Source organism: Amycolatopsis sp. DSM 110486 (assembly GCF_019468465.1).
Lineage (GTDB): Bacteria > Actinomycetota > Actinomycetes > Mycobacteriales > Pseudonocardiaceae > Amycolatopsis.
Map to the genome: position 1 here is coordinate 9,074,101 of NZ_CP080519.1, position 15,385 is coordinate 9,089,485.

13 protein-coding genes are annotated in these 15,385 nt (G+C 71.6%); 11 read left to right on the plus strand and 2 right to left on the minus strand.

What is annotated here, in order from left to right:
* The first annotated feature begins 247 nt into the window (after positions 1–247).
* The gene (locus tag K1T34_RS43875) at positions 248–1,369 is read left to right on the plus strand and encodes an aromatic ring-hydroxylating dioxygenase subunit alpha (protein WP_220240533.1); all 1,122 of its coding nucleotides are present in this window, start codon (positions 248–250) and stop codon (positions 1,367–1,369) included.
* Here K1T34_RS43875 and K1T34_RS43880 read toward each other — a convergent pair.
* Positions 1,366–2,028 (minus strand): GntR family transcriptional regulator, encoded by a 663-nt coding sequence (locus tag K1T34_RS43880; protein ID WP_220240534.1) that lies wholly within the window; start codon positions 2,026–2,028, stop codon positions 1,366–1,368. The two genes, K1T34_RS43875 and K1T34_RS43880, sit on opposite strands and share 4 nt — an antisense overlap.
* Before the next feature lie 80 nt (positions 2,029–2,108).
* On the opposite strand from K1T34_RS43880, the gene glyA reads away from it, so the two are divergent.
* The 10 genes from glyA (at position 2,109) to K1T34_RS43930 (ending at position 13,900) form a co-directional block, all read left to right on the plus strand.
* The gene (glyA, locus tag K1T34_RS43885; protein ID WP_220240535.1) at positions 2,109–3,416 is read left to right on the plus strand and encodes a serine hydroxymethyltransferase; all 1,308 of its coding nucleotides are present in this window, start codon (positions 2,109–2,111) and stop codon (positions 3,414–3,416) included.
* Positions 3,413–4,645, plus strand: coding sequence for a sarcosine oxidase subunit beta family protein (locus tag K1T34_RS43890; RefSeq protein ID WP_220240536.1), 1,233 nt, complete (start codon positions 3,413–3,415; stop codon positions 4,643–4,645). Before glyA ends, K1T34_RS43890 begins: the two co-directional genes overlap by 4 nt.
* Before the next feature lie 8 nt (positions 4,646–4,653).
* Positions 4,654–4,932, plus strand: a complete 279-nt coding sequence (locus tag K1T34_RS43895) for a sarcosine oxidase subunit delta (protein ID WP_220240537.1) — start codon at positions 4,654–4,656, stop codon at positions 4,930–4,932.
* Entirely contained in the window at positions 4,929–7,562 is a 2,634-nt protein-coding gene (locus K1T34_RS43900) for a 2Fe-2S iron-sulfur cluster-binding protein (protein ID WP_220240538.1), read from the plus strand. The genes K1T34_RS43895 and K1T34_RS43900 overlap by 4 nt, the downstream gene beginning before the upstream one ends.
* Before the next feature lie 4 nt (positions 7,563–7,566).
* Positions 7,567–8,142 (plus strand): sarcosine oxidase subunit gamma, encoded by a 576-nt coding sequence (locus tag K1T34_RS43905; protein WP_220247714.1) that lies wholly within the window; start codon positions 7,567–7,569, stop codon positions 8,140–8,142.
* Entirely contained in the window at positions 8,127–8,969 is an 843-nt protein-coding gene (purU, locus tag K1T34_RS43910; RefSeq protein WP_220240539.1) for a formyltetrahydrofolate deformylase, read from the plus strand. Before K1T34_RS43905 ends, purU begins: the two co-directional genes overlap by 16 nt.
* 13 nt (positions 8,970–8,982) lie before the next feature.
* Positions 8,983–11,427 carry an FAD-dependent oxidoreductase gene (locus K1T34_RS43915; RefSeq protein WP_220240540.1) on the plus strand — a complete coding sequence of 815 codons (2,445 nt, stop codon included), beginning with the start codon at positions 8,983–8,985 and terminating at the stop codon, positions 11,425–11,427.
* 27 nt (positions 11,428–11,454) lie between these two features.
* Positions 11,455–11,919, plus strand: a complete 465-nt coding sequence (locus K1T34_RS43920; protein ID WP_255638009.1) for a hypothetical protein — start codon at positions 11,455–11,457, stop codon at positions 11,917–11,919.
* Positions 11,920–11,977: 58 nt separating this feature from the next.
* Positions 11,978–12,814 (plus strand): oxidoreductase, encoded by an 837-nt coding sequence (locus K1T34_RS43925; protein WP_220240542.1) that lies wholly within the window; start codon positions 11,978–11,980, stop codon positions 12,812–12,814.
* Between the two features lie 81 nt (positions 12,815–12,895).
* Complete coding sequence (locus K1T34_RS43930; protein ID WP_220240543.1) at positions 12,896–13,900, plus strand: zinc-binding dehydrogenase; 1,005 nt, start codon at positions 12,896–12,898, stop codon at positions 13,898–13,900.
* A gap of 48 nt (positions 13,901–13,948) precedes the next feature.
* On the opposite strand, the gene K1T34_RS43935 is transcribed toward K1T34_RS43930, so the two are convergent.
* Positions 13,949–15,385 carry a glycoside hydrolase family 3 protein gene (locus K1T34_RS43935; RefSeq protein ID WP_220240544.1) on the minus strand — a complete coding sequence of 479 codons (1,437 nt, stop codon included), beginning with the start codon at positions 15,383–15,385 and terminating at the stop codon, positions 13,949–13,951.

Below are 15,385 nucleotides of genomic sequence, written 5' to 3' on the forward strand. Positions count from 1 at the left end.
TAAAGCCGAAACCGCTTCCGTGCACCAGGTTCGCGGCGGCGTCCGGTAATCGGGTGACGCGAAAATCCCGTCCTTGACAGCGCCGGTCGAGCGCCCGCATTGTGTTCCGGAGAGAGCAACCCGGCGCGTCCTGCGCAACATCAACGCCGGTGGTGCCTCTCCCGTGACTTCTGCCGTTTTCGCGCCCGGCACCTCCCGCATCGAGCCGGCCCGCACCGACCGTCCCGCCCCGAGAGGAGCACCGCCGGTGACCACCACCGACCTCCCGCAGAGCCTCCTGCCGACGCTGTCCGGCCGCCATTACACCGACCCGGAGATCTTCGCCCGTGAGCAGGAGCGGATCTTCGAGACGGACTGGTTCTGCGCCGTGCGCACCGCGGACCTGCCGACCGCGGGGACGTTCGAGACCGTGCAGATCGGCCACGAGAGCGTGCTCGTCGCCCGCGGCCGCGACGGGAAGGTGAACGCGTTCCTCAACGTGTGCCGCCACCGCGGCGCGCGCCTGTGTACCGATGCGCGAGGGCAGGTGAAGCGGGCGTTCCAGTGCATGTACCACGCGTGGACCTACGGCCTCGACGGCAAGCTCATCGCCGCGCCGAACCTCACCGGCATGCCCGACGTCGACCGCACCGAGTTCGGGCTCACGAAGCTGGCCGTGCGCGAGTGGCTCGGCTACGCGTGGGTGTGCCTGGCCGAGGAACCGCCGTCGTTCGAGGCCACGGTGATGGCCGACGTCTCGGACCGGCTCGGCGGGCCGGGGGAGATCGAGGCGTACGGGCTCGACGGGCTCGCGCTCGGCCGGCGCATCGAGTACGACGTGAAGGCCAACTGGAAGCAGATCATCGAGAACTTCATGGAGTGCTACCACTGCGCGACGATCCACCCGGAGCTCACCGAGGTGCTGCCGGAGTTCGCCGACGGCTACGCCGCGCAGTACTACGTGGGCCACGGCGCGGAGTTCGGCGAACAGATCGCCGGGTTCACCGTGGACGGCAGCGCCGGCGTCACGCGGCTGCCGGGTGTGGGGGAGCACCAGGACCGCCGCTACTACGCGATCACCATCCGGCCGCAGGTGTTCGTGAACCTCGTGCCGGACCACGTGATCCTGCACCGGATGTTCCCGCTCGCCCCGGATCGCACGCTCGTGGTGTGCGACTGGCTCTACCTGCCCGAGGTGGTGGAGTCCGGGGCGGACCTCGACCGCTCGGTGGAGCTGTTCCACCGCGTGAACCTGCAGGACTTCGAGGCGTGCGAACGGTGCCAGCTCGCGATGGACTCGCGTTCCTACGCCCGCGGCGGGGTGCTGGTGCCGAGCGAGCACCACATCGGCGCGTTCCACGAGTGGGTCCGCGCGCGGACCGAAGGTTAGATCAGCGCGCGGATCGCCTGTTCGAACCCGGTCACGTGGTCGAGTGTGAGGTCGGCGGCCTTCTTCGCGTCGCCCTCGATGATCGCCGTGAGCAGCGGCAGGTGCTCGTTCACGTGGCCGGCCATGCCGCGCAGGCGCGGCAGGAACACACACCAGATGCGGGTGGCGAGGTTGTCGTAGTGGATCAGGGTGTCCTCGAGGAACGGGTTGTGCACGCAGCCGTAGATCGCGCGGTGCAGTTCGAGGTCGGTGCGCAGCAGTTCGGTGTTGTCGGCCGGGTTCGCCGTGTCGAGCTGCTCGCGCAGCACCGTGAGGCCGGCGCGGTCGGCGTCCGACGCGCGCTCGGCCGCGGCTGCCGTCGCCATCGGCTCCAGGGTGCGGCGCACCTCAGAGATGTGCGCGAGGTCGGAGATGTTCACGTCGGTGGCGAACGTGCCGCGGCGTGGGTAGGCGACCACGAGGTGCTCGGTCTCGAGGCGTTTGAGCGCCTCGCGCACGGGCGTGCGACCCATGCCGAGCGTGCTGCCGAGCCAGTCTTCGTTGATCGGGTCGCCCGGTTTGATGTCGAGCATGACGAGGCGGTCGCGGATGAACAGGTAGGCCTGTTCCGCGAGTGACGGGCCGCTGACCGGGATCGGGCTGTTGACCTGGGTGCTCACCCCGCCTACCCTACATCGAAGATTGATATATCAGAAGTCGACCAGCCAGTTCTGAGTCCAGCGAACGGAAGCAGGCAGGAATGACCTCGACGATCGGGGAAGCGGGCGCCGTGCTCGGCCGCTCCCTGCAGGACTTCGACCCGGACGTGGCCGCCGCGATCGGCGCCGAGCTGGGCCGCCAGCAGTCGACGCTGGAGATGATCGCCAGCGAGAACTTCGCGCCCACGGCGGTGCTGCAGGCGCAGGGCTCGGTGCTCACCAACAAGTACGCCGAGGGCTACCCCGGCCGGCGCTACTACGGCGGGTGCGAGCACGTGGACGTGCTGGAGAACCTGGCGCGCGAGCGCGTCAAGGAGCTCTTCGGCGCCCGCTTCGCGAACGTGCAGCCGCATTCGGGCGCGCAGGCCAACGCCGCCGCCATGGCCGCGCTGCTCAAGCCCGGCGACCGCATCCTCGGCCTCGCGCTCGCGCACGGCGGGCACCTCACGCACGGCATGCGGATCAACTTCTCCGGCCTGCTCTATGAAGTCTCGGTCTACGAGGTGTCCGAAAAGGACTTCCGCGTGGACCTGGCCGAGGTCGCGCGGCTCGCGCGGGAGCACCGGCCGAAGCTGATCATCGCCGGCTGGTCGGCCTACCCGCGGCAGCTGGACTTCGCGCGGTTCCGCGAGATCGCCGACGAGGTGGGCGCGTACCTGATGGTCGACATGGCGCACTTCGCCGGCCTCGTGGCCGCCGGGCTGCACCCGTCGCCGGTGCCTCACGCGCACGTCACGACCACGACCACGCACAAGACCCTCGGCGGCCCGCGCGGCGGCGTCGTGCTGACGAACGACCCGGAGCTGGCGAAGAAGGTGAACTCCGCGGTATTCCCCGGCCAGCAGGGCGGCCCGTTGGAGCACGTGATCGCGGCGAAGGCGGTGGCGTTCAAGATGGCCGCCGAACCGGAGTTCGCCGAACGCCAGCTGCGGACGTTGCGCGGCGCGAAGCTGCTCGCCGACCGGCTGCTGGCCGAGGACACCACGGCGGCCGGCATCTCCGTGCTGACCGGCGGCACCGACGTGCACCTGGTGCTGGCCGACCTGCGCGACTCCGTGTTGGACGGAAAGCAGGCCGAGGACGGCCTGCATTCGGTGGGGATCACGGTGAACCGCAACGCGGTGCCGTTCGACCCGCGGCCGCCGATGGTCACCTCGGGCATTCGCATCGGCACCCCGGCGCTGGCGACTCGCGGCTTCGGTGACGACGAGTTCCGGGAGGTCGCGGACATCGTGGCCACAGCGTTGCTGCCTGGTTTCGACGAAACCGTCGCCGAGAAGCTGCGCGCCCGCGTGGCTGCGCTCACCGCGAGGTTCCCGCTGTACCCGGACTTGGAGGCCCCGCAGTGAACCCGACGGCCCCCGGCGCCGACCTGCCCGAACACCCGGACTTCCTCTGGGACAACCCGGAGCCGAAGCGGTCCTACGACGTCGTCGTGGTCGGCGGCGGGGGCCACGGCCTCGCGACCGCCTACTACCTCGCGAAGGTCCACGGCATCACCAACGTCGCCGTGCTGGAGAAAGGCTGGCTCGCGGGCGGCAACATGGCCCGCAACACCACCATCATCCGGTCCAACTACCTCTGGGACGAGAGCTCCGGCATCTACGAGCACTCGCTGAAGCTGTGGGAAGGCCTGGAGGAGGACCTCGGCTACCCGATCCTGTTCAGCCAGCGCGGCGTGCTCAATCTCGCGCACAGCCTGCAGGACGTGCGGGACAGCGTTCGCCGCGTCGAGGCCAACAAGCTCAACGGCATCGACGCCGAGTGGGTCGACGCGGCCGGGGTCAGGGAGATCTGCCCGATCGTCAACACCTTGCCCGACGTGCGGTACCCGGTGCTGGGCGCCACCTACCAGCCGCGCGCGGGGATCGCGAAGCACGACTACGTGGCGTGGGGTTTCGCCCGCGCGGCCGCCGCGCTGGGCGTCGACCTCATCCAGGACTGCGAGGTCACGGGCATCGAGAGCACAGCCGGCCGCGTGACCGCGGTCAACACGACGCGGGGCCGGATCGGGGCCGGCAAGGTCGCGTTGTGCGCCGCCGGGCACTCGTCGGTGGTCGCGAAGATGGCGGGGTTCGACCTGCCGCTGGTGTCGCACCCGTTGCAGGCGCTCGTGTCGGAGCTGCTCGAACCGGTGCACCCGACCGTGGTCATGTCGAACGCCGTGCACGTGTACGTGTCCCAGGCGCACAAGGGCGAGCTCGTGATGGGCGCCGGTATCGACTCCTACGCGGGCTACGGCCAGCGCGGCGCGTTCCACATCATCGAGGACCAGATGGCCGCCGCGCTGGAGCTGTTCCCGGTGTTCGCGCGGGCGCACCTACTGCGCACGTGGGCCGGGATCGTGGACGTCACGCCCGACGCGTCGCCGATCGTCGGCCTCACGCCCGTGGAGAACCTCTACGTCAACTGCGGCTGGGGCACCGGCGGGTTCAAAGCCACGCCCGGCGTCGGCGACTGCTTCGCCCACACCGTGGCGAAGGGCAAGCCGCACCCGTACGCCGAGCCGTTCACCCTCGACCGGTTCACCACCGGCGCCCTCGTCGACGAGCACGGCGCCGCAGCCGTCGCCCACTAGGAGCTCCCGTGCAACTCATCCCGTGCCCGTGGTGCGGTCCCCGCGAGGAGACCGAGTTCCACTACGGCGGCCAAGCGCACGTCGCCTACCCGCAGGACCCGGCCGCACTGTCCGACGAGGACTGGGCAAAGTTCGTGTTCTTCCGCGCCAACCCCAGCGGCCCGCTGCCCGAGCGGTGGACCCACAGCGCGGGCTGCCGCCGGTGGTTCAACGCCGTGCGCGACACCCGCACCCACGACCTCCTGGCGGTCTACCGCCTCGACGAGCCCAGGCCGGTGATCCCGTGACCCGATTGCCCGACCGCGGCGTCGTCGACCGCGCCGCACCGCTGAAGTTCACGTTCGACGGCCGGGAGCTGACCGGCTTCCGCGGCGACACCCTCGCTTCGGCCCTGCTCGCGAACGGCGTGCACCAGGTGGCCACGAGCATCAAGTACGGGCGCCCGCGCGGCATCCTCGCGGCCGGCGTCGAGGACGCGACCGCGCTCGTGCAGATCGAAGCGCCGTTCCCGGAGCCGATGCTCAGCGCGACCACCGTCGAGTTGTACGACGGCCTGGTCGCCCGCGGCCTGCCCGGTCAGGGCAAGCTCGCCGCCGAGCCCGACCCGGCCCGCTACGACGCCAAGCACATCCACTGCGACGTCCTGGTCGTCGGCGCCGGGCCGGCCGGGCTGGCCGCCGCGGCCGGCGCCTCCGGACGAGTGCTCCTGGTCGACGACCAGCCCGAGCCGAGCGGTGCGATCCCCGACGGCGTCCGGTTCCTCTCCCGCACGACGGCGTTCGGCGTGTACGACGACGGGTTCGTGCTGGCGCTGGAACGACGCGGCGAGAACGCGGCCCCCGAGCGGATCTCGCGCCAGCGCGTGTGGCGGATCCGCGCGAAACGGATCGTGCTCGCGACCGGCGCGCACGAGCGGCCCGTGGTGTTCCCGGACAACGACCGGCCCGGCATCATGCTCGCCGGCGCGGCGCGGACGTACCTGAACCGCTACGGCGTGCTCGCCGGGCGACGCGCGGTCGTGTTCACCACCAACGACAGCGCCTACGCGGCGGCTTTCGACCTCGCCGACGCCGGTGCGGAGATCACGGTGATCGCCGACGCGCGGGACACCGTGTCCGCTCGCCTGGGCGAAGACGCCGCGGCGCGGGGGATCGAAATCCGGACCGCGCACGGGGTCGTCGGCACCGCCGGGGGTGACCGCATCACATCGGCGGTCGTCGCGGAACTCGGGGCCACGCAAGGGGATCGCTTCGCCTGCGACCTGCTGCTCGTGTCCGGCGGCTGGAACCCGGCCGTGCACCTGTTCAGCCAGGCTCGCGGCACTCTGCGCTACGCACCCGAGCTCGGCGCGTACATCCCGGACGGTGACCTGCCGGCCGTACGCGTGGTCGGCAGCGCGGCGGGGGAAGGCCTGCCGGAGGCGAAGGTGCTGTGGCAGGTGCCGGCGGCGGAGTCCGAAGTGGACACCCGATTCGTCGACCTGCAGCGCGACGCCACCGTGTCCGACGTCCTGCGCGCGACCGGCGCCGGCCTGCGGTCGCTGGAGCACGTGAAGCGCTACACGACCATCGGCACCGCGCACGACCAGGGCAAGACGTCCGGGCCGCTCGCCGCGGGCATCACCGCCGAGGCGCTCGGGTGGGACCTGGCCGGGCAGCGGCCGACGACGTTCCGCCCGCCCTACACCTCCGTGTCGTTCGCCGCGCTGGCCGGGCGCAACCGCGGCGACCTGCACGACCCGGTGCGGGTGACGGCGCTGCACCCGTGGCACGTCGAGCACGGCGCGGAGTTCGAGAACGTCGGCCAGTGGAAGCGGCCGTGGTACTACCCGCGGCCCGGGGAGGACCTGGAAACGGCCGTGCTGCGTGAATGCCGCGCCGCCCGTACCGGCGTCGCGCTGATGGACGGCTCCACGCTGGGCAAGATCGACGTGCAGGGCCCGGACGCCGCGGCGTTCCTCGACCTGCTTTACACGAACCTGATGAGCTCGCTCAAGGTCGGCCGCATCCGCTACGGAGTGATGTGCGGGGTCGACGGCATGGTCATCGACGACGGCACCGTGATCCGCGTGGCCGAGGACCGGTTCCTCGTCACCACGACCACCGGCAACGCGGCGATGGTGCTGGAGTGGATGGAGGAGTGGCTGCAGACGGAGTGGCCGCACCTGCGCGTGTTCGCCACGTCGGTGACCGAGCATTGGGCCACGATCCCGCTCGTCGGCCCGCGCTCCCGCGCCGTGCTCGCGAAGGTGGCGCCCGGGCTTGACGTGGCGAACGACGCCTTCGGGTTCATGACCTGGCAGGACGCGGTGGTCGCCGGAATCGACGCCCGCGTCTGCCGGATCAGCTTCTCCGGTGAGCTGGCGTACGAGATCAATGTGCCCTCGTGGTACGGGATCACGCTGTGGGAAGCGCTGCTGACGGCCGGCGCCGAGGACGGGATCACGCCGTACGGCACGGAAACCATGCACGTGCTGCGCGCCGAGAAGGGCTACCCGATCATCGGCCAGGAGACCGACGCGACGGTGACCCCGCAGGACCTCGGCATGAGCTGGGCCGTGTCGAAGAAGAAGCCCGACTTCCTCGGGAAGAGGTCCTTCACGCGTGCGGAGAACCTGCGGCCCGACCGCAAACAGCTCGTCGGCCTGCTGCCGCAGGACCCGGCCGTGCTGCTGCCGGAGGGTTCGCAGCTCATCGAGTCCGACCACGTGCCCGAGCCGCCGGTGCGCATGCTCGGCCACGTGACGTCGAGCTACCGCAGCGCCGCGCTGGGCCGCACGTTCGCCCTCGCGCTCGTGCGGTCCGGGCGGGAACGCGTCGGCCAGACGCTGTACGTGCCGGTCGGCGAAGCCGTGGTGCCGGTGACCGTGACGGAATCCGTGCTGTTCGACAAGGAGGGGACCCGTCGTGACGGCTGACCTGATGCGCCGTGCCCCGTTCGCGGACCACGCGGCCGCGCTGGCCGCCCTCGCGCCCGCCGTGATCGCGGAGGAACGGCCGTTCCTGACGCAGCTCACCGTGCGGGTGCGCGAAGGCCATGACGCCGTGGGGGAGCTGCTCGGGGTGCCGTTGCCGGCCCAGCCGTGCACCTTCACGTCCGGCCGCGGGCCGTTCGGCGCCGTGGACGTGCTGTGGCTGGGGCCGGACGAGTACCTGGTCCTCGCCGGACCCGGCGCGGTGACCGAGACGGATCTGCGGCCGGCGATCGTGGTCGGGGCGGTGACCGATACGTCGGCGCAGCGCACCACCGTCCGGCTGGCCGGGCCGGCGGTGCGCGACGTGCTCGCGCACGGCTGCGCGATCGACCTGGACCCGGCAGTGTCGCCGCCCGGGACCTGCGTGCAGACGTTGCTGGCCCGCACCGGAATCGTGCTGCTGGTCCGCGAGGCCGGTGAGTTCACCGTGCTCGTGCGCCAGTCCTTCGCGCGCTACTTCGCCGCGTGGCTGGCCGACGCCGCCACCGAGTACACCGAGGAGGCACCGTGGCCTTCACGCTGACACTGAAGTGTCCCGAGCGCGCGGGCATCGTCCACGCCGTCACCACGTTCCTGATGGAACGCGGGTGCGACATCGTCGAGCACCAGCAGTTCGACGACGACGTGCGCGGCTCGCTGTTCCTGCGCACCTCCTTCACCTGTTCCGTGCCGGCCACTGTGGACGATCTCCGGCGAGCGTTCGTGCCGGTGGCCGGTGACTTCGGCATGGCGTTCGAGTTCGCCGACGGTACGGCGCCGCGGGTGCTGGTGATGGTGTCGAAGTTCGGGCACTGCCTCAACGACCTGCTGTTCCGCTGGCGCGCCGGCAGCCTGGGCGCCCGGATCGCGCTCGTGGTGTCGAACCACGAGGACCTGCGCCCGATGGTCGAGGCCGCCGGGGTGCCGTTCGAGCACGTGCCGGTGACTCCCGCGACGAAGGCCGGAGCCGAGCAGCGGCTGCTGGACCTGCTGTGGGAACACGAGATCGACCTCGTCGTGCTCGCCCGGTACATGCAGGTGCTCTCCGACGAGCTGTGCGGCAAGCTCGCGGGCCGCGCGATCAACATCCACCATTCGTTCCTGCCGGGGTTCAAGGGCGCGAAGCCGTACCACCAGGCCTACGACCGGGGCGTGAAGTACGTGGGCGCGACCGCGCACTACGTGACGCCCGACCTCGACGAGGGCCCGATCATCGAGCAGGAGGTGCAGCGCGTGGACCACACGTACTCGCCGCGGGAACTCGTCACCGTCGGGCGGGACGCCGAGGCGCTCGCCCTGTCGCGAGCGGTCCGCTGGCACAGCCAACGCCGCGTCCTGCTCAACGGCAACAGCACCGTCGTCTTCCGGTAAGGAGTGTCTTCTCATGACCCGAGTCGTGATCATCGGCGCCGGCATCGTGGGCGCCAACCTCGCCGACGAGCTCACCGCGCGCGGCTGGACCGACGTCACCGTGCTGGATCAGGGGCCGCTGCCGCTGACGGGCGGCTCCACCTCGCACGCGCCCGGTCTCGTGTTCCAGACCAACCCGTCGAAGACGATGACCGAGTTCGCGCGCTACACCGTCGAGAAGTTCAGCGGCCTGGAGGTCGACGGGCTGCCGTGCTTCAACCAGGTCGGCGGCATGGAGGTGGCGAGCACACCGGCGCGGTGGCACGACCTGCACCGCAAACACGGCTGGGCCACGTCGTGGGCCGTCGAGGCGCACCTCATCGATGTCGACGAGTGCGTGCGGCGCTGGCCGTTGCTCGACGGCTCGCGGATCCACGGCGCGCTGTACGTGCCGACCGACGGGCTGGCGAAGGCGTCGCGCGCGGTCGTCGCGCTGGCCCGCCGTGCCGAATCGCGGGGCGCGCGGTTCGTGGGCTCGACGAAGGTGACCGGGCTGAAGCAGGCCGGCGGCCGGGTGACCGGCGTCGAGACGGACCACGGTGAGTTCTCCGCGGACGTCGTGGTCTCGTGCGCCGGGTTCTGGGGGCGCGAACTCGGTGCGCTGGCGGGGATGTCCGTGCCGCTGCTGCCGCTCGCGCACCAGTACGTGAAGACGGGTCAGGTCGCGGAGCTGGTGGGCTGCAACACGGAGACGAGCGAGGCGAGCCTGCCGATCCTGCGCCACCAGGACCAGGACCTGTACTTCCGGGAGCACGTGGACCGGCTCGGTATCGGCTCGTACGCCCACCGGCCGATGCCCGTCGAACCCAGCGGCGTGGACGGCGAGGTGACGGAGTCGTCGATGCCCTCGATGCTGCCGTTCACCGACGAGGACTTCGCGCCGTCGTGGGAGGAGAGCAAGCGGCTGCTGCCCGCGCTCGGCCGCACGAAGGTCGAGGAGGGGTTCAACGGCATCTTCTCCTTCACTCCCGACGGTGGGTCGCTGGTGGGGGAGTCGGAGCACGTGCGCGGGTTCTGGATCGCCGAGGCGGTGTGGGTGACGCATTCGGCCGGCATCGCGAAGGCCGTGGCGGAATTGCTCGTGCACGGTCGTTCGGAGACCGATCTGCACGAGGTGGACGTGCACCGGTTCGAGGAGGTGCAGCTCGCGCCGGAGTACGTGAGCGAGACCTCGCAGCAGAACTTCGTGGAGATCTACGACGTGCTGCACCCGTTGCAGCCCAAGCTTTCGCCGCGCGACCTGCGGGTGAGCCCGTTCAACGTCCGGCAGCGCGAGCTGGGCGCGGTGTTCCTGGAGGCGGGCGGCTGGGAGCGGCCGCACTGGTTCGAGGCCAACGCGCCGCTGGTGAAACGCCTGCCGCACGAGTACCTGCCGCCGGCGCGCGACGCGTGGGCGGGGCAGTTCCACTCGTCGATCGTGGCGGCGGAGGCGTGGCACACGCGCAACGGGGTGGCGCTGTACGACATGACGCCGCTCAAGCGCGTGGAGGTGAGCGGGCCGGGCGCGCTGGCGTTCTTGCAGGGGCTGACGACGAACCAGCTCGACAAGTCCGTGGGTTCGGTGACCTACACGCTGATGCTCGACGATGCCGGTGGCGTGCGCAGTGATGTCACGGTGGCGCGGCTGGAGCCTTCGGTGTTCCAGGTCGGGATCAACGGGAACATCGATGTCGCGTACCTGAACTCGCTGGTGCCTGACGGGGTCCGGGTCCGGGACATCACCGGGGGCACGTGCTGCGTCGGCGTGTGGGGACCGCTCGCGCGCGACCTGGTGCAGCCGTTGTCGGCGGAGGACTTCTCGCACGCGGGACTCAAGTACTTCCGAGCGCGCTCGGCGCGGATCGCCGGGGTGCCGGTGACGGCGATGCGACTGTCCTATGTGGGCGAGCTCGGCTGGGAGATCTACACCTCGGCGGACAACGGCCTGCGGCTGTGGGACGCGTTGTGGGCGGCGGGACAGGAGCTCGGCGTGATCGCGGCCGGCCGGGCGGCGTTCAACAGCTTGCGCCTGGAAAAGGGCTACCGGCTGTGGGGCACCGACATGACCACCGAGCACGATCCGTACGAGGCCGGAGTCGGGTTCGCCGTTCGCCCGGCGAAAGGTCCGTTCTCGGGACGGGAGGCGATCGAGGGCCGTTCGGAGGAGACGGCCGCGCGGCGGTTGCGGTGCCTGACCGTGGACGACGGGCGGACGGTGGTGCTGGGCAAGGAACCGGTGTTCGTCGACGGTGCTGCTTCGGGTTACGTGACCAGTGCGGCGTACGGCTACACGGTCGGGCGGCCGATCGCGTACGCGTGGCTGCCGGGGACCGTCGGCATCGGCGACGCGGTGGAGATCGAGTACTTCGGGCGGCGGGTCGCGGCGACGGTGGCCGCGGAGCCGTTGGTCGACCCGGGTATGGAACGAATTCGGCGCTGAGAGGGGATTTCCGTGCGGGATCAGATCATGAGCGAGTTCCTGAAGTCCCTGGCGACGCCGCCGGTGGGGTCCGCGGTGCCGGCCGGCGGGACCGTCGCGGCCCTCGCGTTGGCTCAGGCAGCGGCCCTGCTGACGCGCACCGGCGGCGGCGATGGCGGCAGTTGGCTGCACGGGCTGCGGCTGGCCGAGCAGGACGCGTTCGCGGTGCGGACGTCGGATCTCGACGCCTGGCGGCCTCCGGCGGACGTGATCACCGCGGCGGCCTCTGTGCTGGCGACGGCCGAACGGCGGCTGCCCGAGGTGAGCGGCGCGGCGCTGCTCGACGTGGCGGCCGCGGCGGAGGCGGTGCGCTCGGCCGTGGTGATCGCGCGGGTGGCGATCGAGAGCCGCACGGGTTCGGTGCCGGCGCTGGAGGTGGACGAACTCGTGTCGCGGGCGGAGCGGATCACGGAGGCGGTGCGGAGTGGCTTAACTAACCAACTGGTTGGTTGACGAACGTCCGGGATCGGTGTCTGATGGAGAGGTAGGCACGAACTCCCGGAAGGCACTCATGTCCAAGACCTGGCTCATCACCGGCAGCTCCCGCGGCTTCGGGCGGGAGCTGGCGAAAGCAGTCCTCGACCACGGCGACCGGCTCGTCGCGACCGCTCGCAAGCCCGAACAGCTCGACGACCTCGTCGCCCAGTACGGCGACCGCGTGCGCGCCATCGCCCTCGACGTCACCGACCCGGCGGCCGCCCGCGCGGCCGTGCAGGCGGCGGTGGACGCGTTCGGCTCGCTCGACGTCGTGGTGAACAACGCCGGCTACGCCAACTCCGCACCCATCGAAGAAATGTCCGACGACGACTTCCGCGCCCAGGTGGACGCTAACTTCTACGGCGTCGTCAACGTCACCAAGGCCGCCCTGCCGATCCTGCGTGCCCAGCGCTCGGGGCACGTCGTGCAGTTCTCGTCGGTCGGCGGCCGCGTCGGCGGATCGCCCGGCATGGGCGCGTACCAGGCCGCGAAGTTCGCGGTCGAGGGCTTCTCGGAGGTGCTGGCCAACGAGGTCGCCCCCTTCGGCGTCAAGGTCCTCATCATCGAGCCCGGCGCGTTCCGCACCGACTGGGCCGGCTCGTCCATGCGCGTCGACCCGGTGACCCCCGACTACGACGAAACCGTCGGCGCGATGAACCGCCGCCGCACCGACTCCGCCACCTGGCCCGGCGACCCCGCCCGCGCCGCCAAGATCATCGTCGACGTCGTCGACCACGCCGCCCCGCCCCGCCGCCTCCTGCTGGGCGCCGGCGCGGTGGAACTGGCCGCACGGTCTTCGGCGGAACGCGCGGCTGAGGCCGAGAAGTGGGCCGACGTGAGCCGCTCGGCGGACTTCCCTCCGGGCGAGTGATTTCCGGCCCTTCGAAGGACCCGCGGCGCCGGCGCGGAGCACTAGCATCGGTCGCATGAGTCGACGTGCTGGGCCGAACCGGTGAAGGCCTTCGTCGTCACCGGGCCCGGCGAGGCCGGGGTGGCCGAGGTGCCGGAGCCGGTCGCGGTGATGGGCGAGGTCGTGGTGGCCGTGGAGCGCGCGGGGGTGTGCGGTACGGACTTCGAGTTCTTCACCGGCGAGATGCATTACCTCGGCGACGGCCAGGCGCGCTACCCGATGCGGATCGGGCACGAGTGGTGCGGCACCGTGGTCGAGACGGGTGAGGGCGTGCATCCCGCGTGGGTGGGGCGGCGGGTCGTCGGCGACACGATGCTCGGGTGCGGCCACTGCCGGCGGTGCCGCAACGGCCACCAGCACGTGTGCGCGGACCGGCAGGAAGTCGGGATCCGCGGTGGGCGGGCCGGGGCGCTGGCGGAGAAGATCGCGGTGCCGGTGACGTCGCTGCACGAGCTGCCCCCGCACCTCGACCCGACGGCGGGCGCGCTGGTCGAGCCGGGCGGGAACGCGCTGCGGGCGGCGCAAGCCGCGTTGGGCGAGAAGGACGGCATGCGGGTCGCGGTCTACGGGCCGGGCACGATCGGGCTGCTCACCGCGATGTTCCTGCGCGCGGCCGGCGCCGAGGTCCACCTGGTCGGCGCCACGGCCGACTCGATCGCCTTCGCGCGTGAGCTGGGGTTCTCCGCGGCCGCCGAGCCACCTGCGTCGCCGGTGGACGCGGTCGTGGACGCCACCAGCGACCCGGCCGTCCCGGCGGCCGCGCTGGAGCTGGTGGAGCCGTCGGGCCGGATCGTCTACATCGGACTCGCCGGTGAGCCCAGCGGGATCGACACGCGGCTGCTGGCCCTCAAGGACGTGACCGCCGTCGGGATCCTCAGCGCGTCGCCCGGCCTCGAGGCGGCGATCGACCGCTACGCCGACGGGGATGTCGACCCACGGCCGATCGTCGCGGCGACGGTCGGGCTCCACGAGGTCGCCGACGTCTTCGCCGGACGCCGCCCGCCGGGCGCGGGGCCGAAGATCCTGGTCGACCCGAACCGGACGTGAAGGCCGGTCCGTGGGCATGGGTCGGGGGACCGCGCCCACGGACCGGGGTCAGGCGAGGTACTCCGCGGCCGCGCGCAGGCTCACGTACGAGCCGCTGAACGTGTCGATCCGCGGCCCCGTGCTCGACGGTCCGGGCACGCCGGTCTCGACGCGGATGTAGTCCACATCGGACAGTTCCGCGAGGAACGCGAGCACCGCCGGGTGCCGGTGTGCCTCGCGCGTCACCACGACCACGCTCGCGAAGTCACGAGCCTCCGAACGCACGGACACGGCGTCCGCCGGGGACACCGTCAACGCGCGGGTGCCCGGCACCAGTTCCGTCAGGTGCGGGCCCAGGCCCCACGGCATCGGCCCGGCCGCGATCGTCGGGTCGGTGCTCACGTCGACGACCAGCGGCGCACCCGCCAGCCGCGGCGAGCCCTGGAACCGCAGGGCCGCGCGAGCCGCCGAGAGGCCCAGCGCGTAGTCGACCGGCTGCGGCTCGGCGGGCGTCGGCGAGGTGCCCAGCGCCGCCGTCCGGGCGGCCGCGTCCGCGAGCCGTTCCGCGGACAGCGTCCCGTCCGAAACCGCGGCCACGATCGCAGAGGTGATGGCGTCCAACGTGTCCGCCTCGAACGCCGCCCCGCCGATGCACAACGCGTCCGCGCCCGCGGCCAGCGCGCGGACAGCCGCGCCGCCGAGCCCGTCGTGCCGGCCGTAGGAGCCGGAGACCGCGCCCATCTCCAGCGCGTCTGTGATCACCGCGCCGTCGAAGCCCAGCTCGCCACGCAGCACCTCGGTGAGCGCGACACGGTTCAAAGTCGCCGGTTCGTCGCCCCACGCGCGGACCACCAGGTGGCCCGACATGATCGACCGCACGCCCGCCGAGATCGCCGCGGCGAACGGCACGAGCTCGATCTCCCGCAGTTCGTCGACCGTCCGCGGCAGCACAGGCAGCGAAACGTGCGAATCCTCCGTCGCCGCACCATGGCCGGGGAAGTGCTTCGCACACGCGGCCACGCCGTACTTCTGCAGCCCCGTCACGAATGCCGCGACGTGCGGCGACGCTTTCGCCGGGTCCGACCCGAACGCGCGGACCCCGATGATCGGGTCCTCCGCCGCGAGCGTGAGGTCCGCGCACGGCGCCAGGTTCACCGTCACGCCGCACGCGGCCAGCCGCTCGCCGAGCGCCGCCGCGACCGCCGTGGTGAGCTCCGGGTCGTCGGCCGCGCCCAGCGCGAGCGGGCCGGGCACGAACGAGCCGGTGTTCACGTCGAGGCGGGTGACGTCGCCGCCCTCCTCGTCGATGCCGACCACCACGTCGTCGCGTTCGGCCCGCAGCGCCGAGGTCAACGCCGCCACCTGCTCGTCGTCGACCACGTTGCGCCCGAACAGGATCACGCCGCCGAGGCCCTCGCCCAGGCGCCGCCGCAACCAGTCCGGCGCCGTCGTGCCCGCGAAACCGGGCAGCAGCACCGCTTCCGCCCCAGCCCGAGGATCAGTCAT

What these genes read in the sequence shown, in the direction of transcription:
- K1T34_RS43935 (WP_220240544.1), bottom strand. Translation starts at nt 15,385, where the DNA reads ATGACTGATCCTCGGGCTGGGGCGGAAGCGGTGCTGCTGCCCGGTTTC.
- K1T34_RS43925 (WP_220240542.1), top strand. Translation starts at nt 11,978, where the DNA reads ATGTCCAAGACCTGGCTCATCACCGGCAGCTCCCGCGGCTTCGGGCGG.
- glyA (WP_220240535.1), top strand. Translation starts at nt 2,109, where the DNA reads ATGACCTCGACGATCGGGGAAGCGGGCGCCGTGCTCGGCCGCTCCCTG.
- K1T34_RS43915 (WP_220240540.1), top strand. Translation starts at nt 8,983, where the DNA reads ATGACCCGAGTCGTGATCATCGGCGCCGGCATCGTGGGCGCCAACCTC.
- K1T34_RS43905 (WP_220247714.1), top strand. Translation starts at nt 7,567, where the DNA reads ATGCGCCGTGCCCCGTTCGCGGACCACGCGGCCGCGCTGGCCGCCCTC.
- K1T34_RS43920 (WP_255638009.1), top strand. Translation starts at nt 11,455, where the DNA reads ATGAGCGAGTTCCTGAAGTCCCTGGCGACGCCGCCGGTGGGGTCCGCG.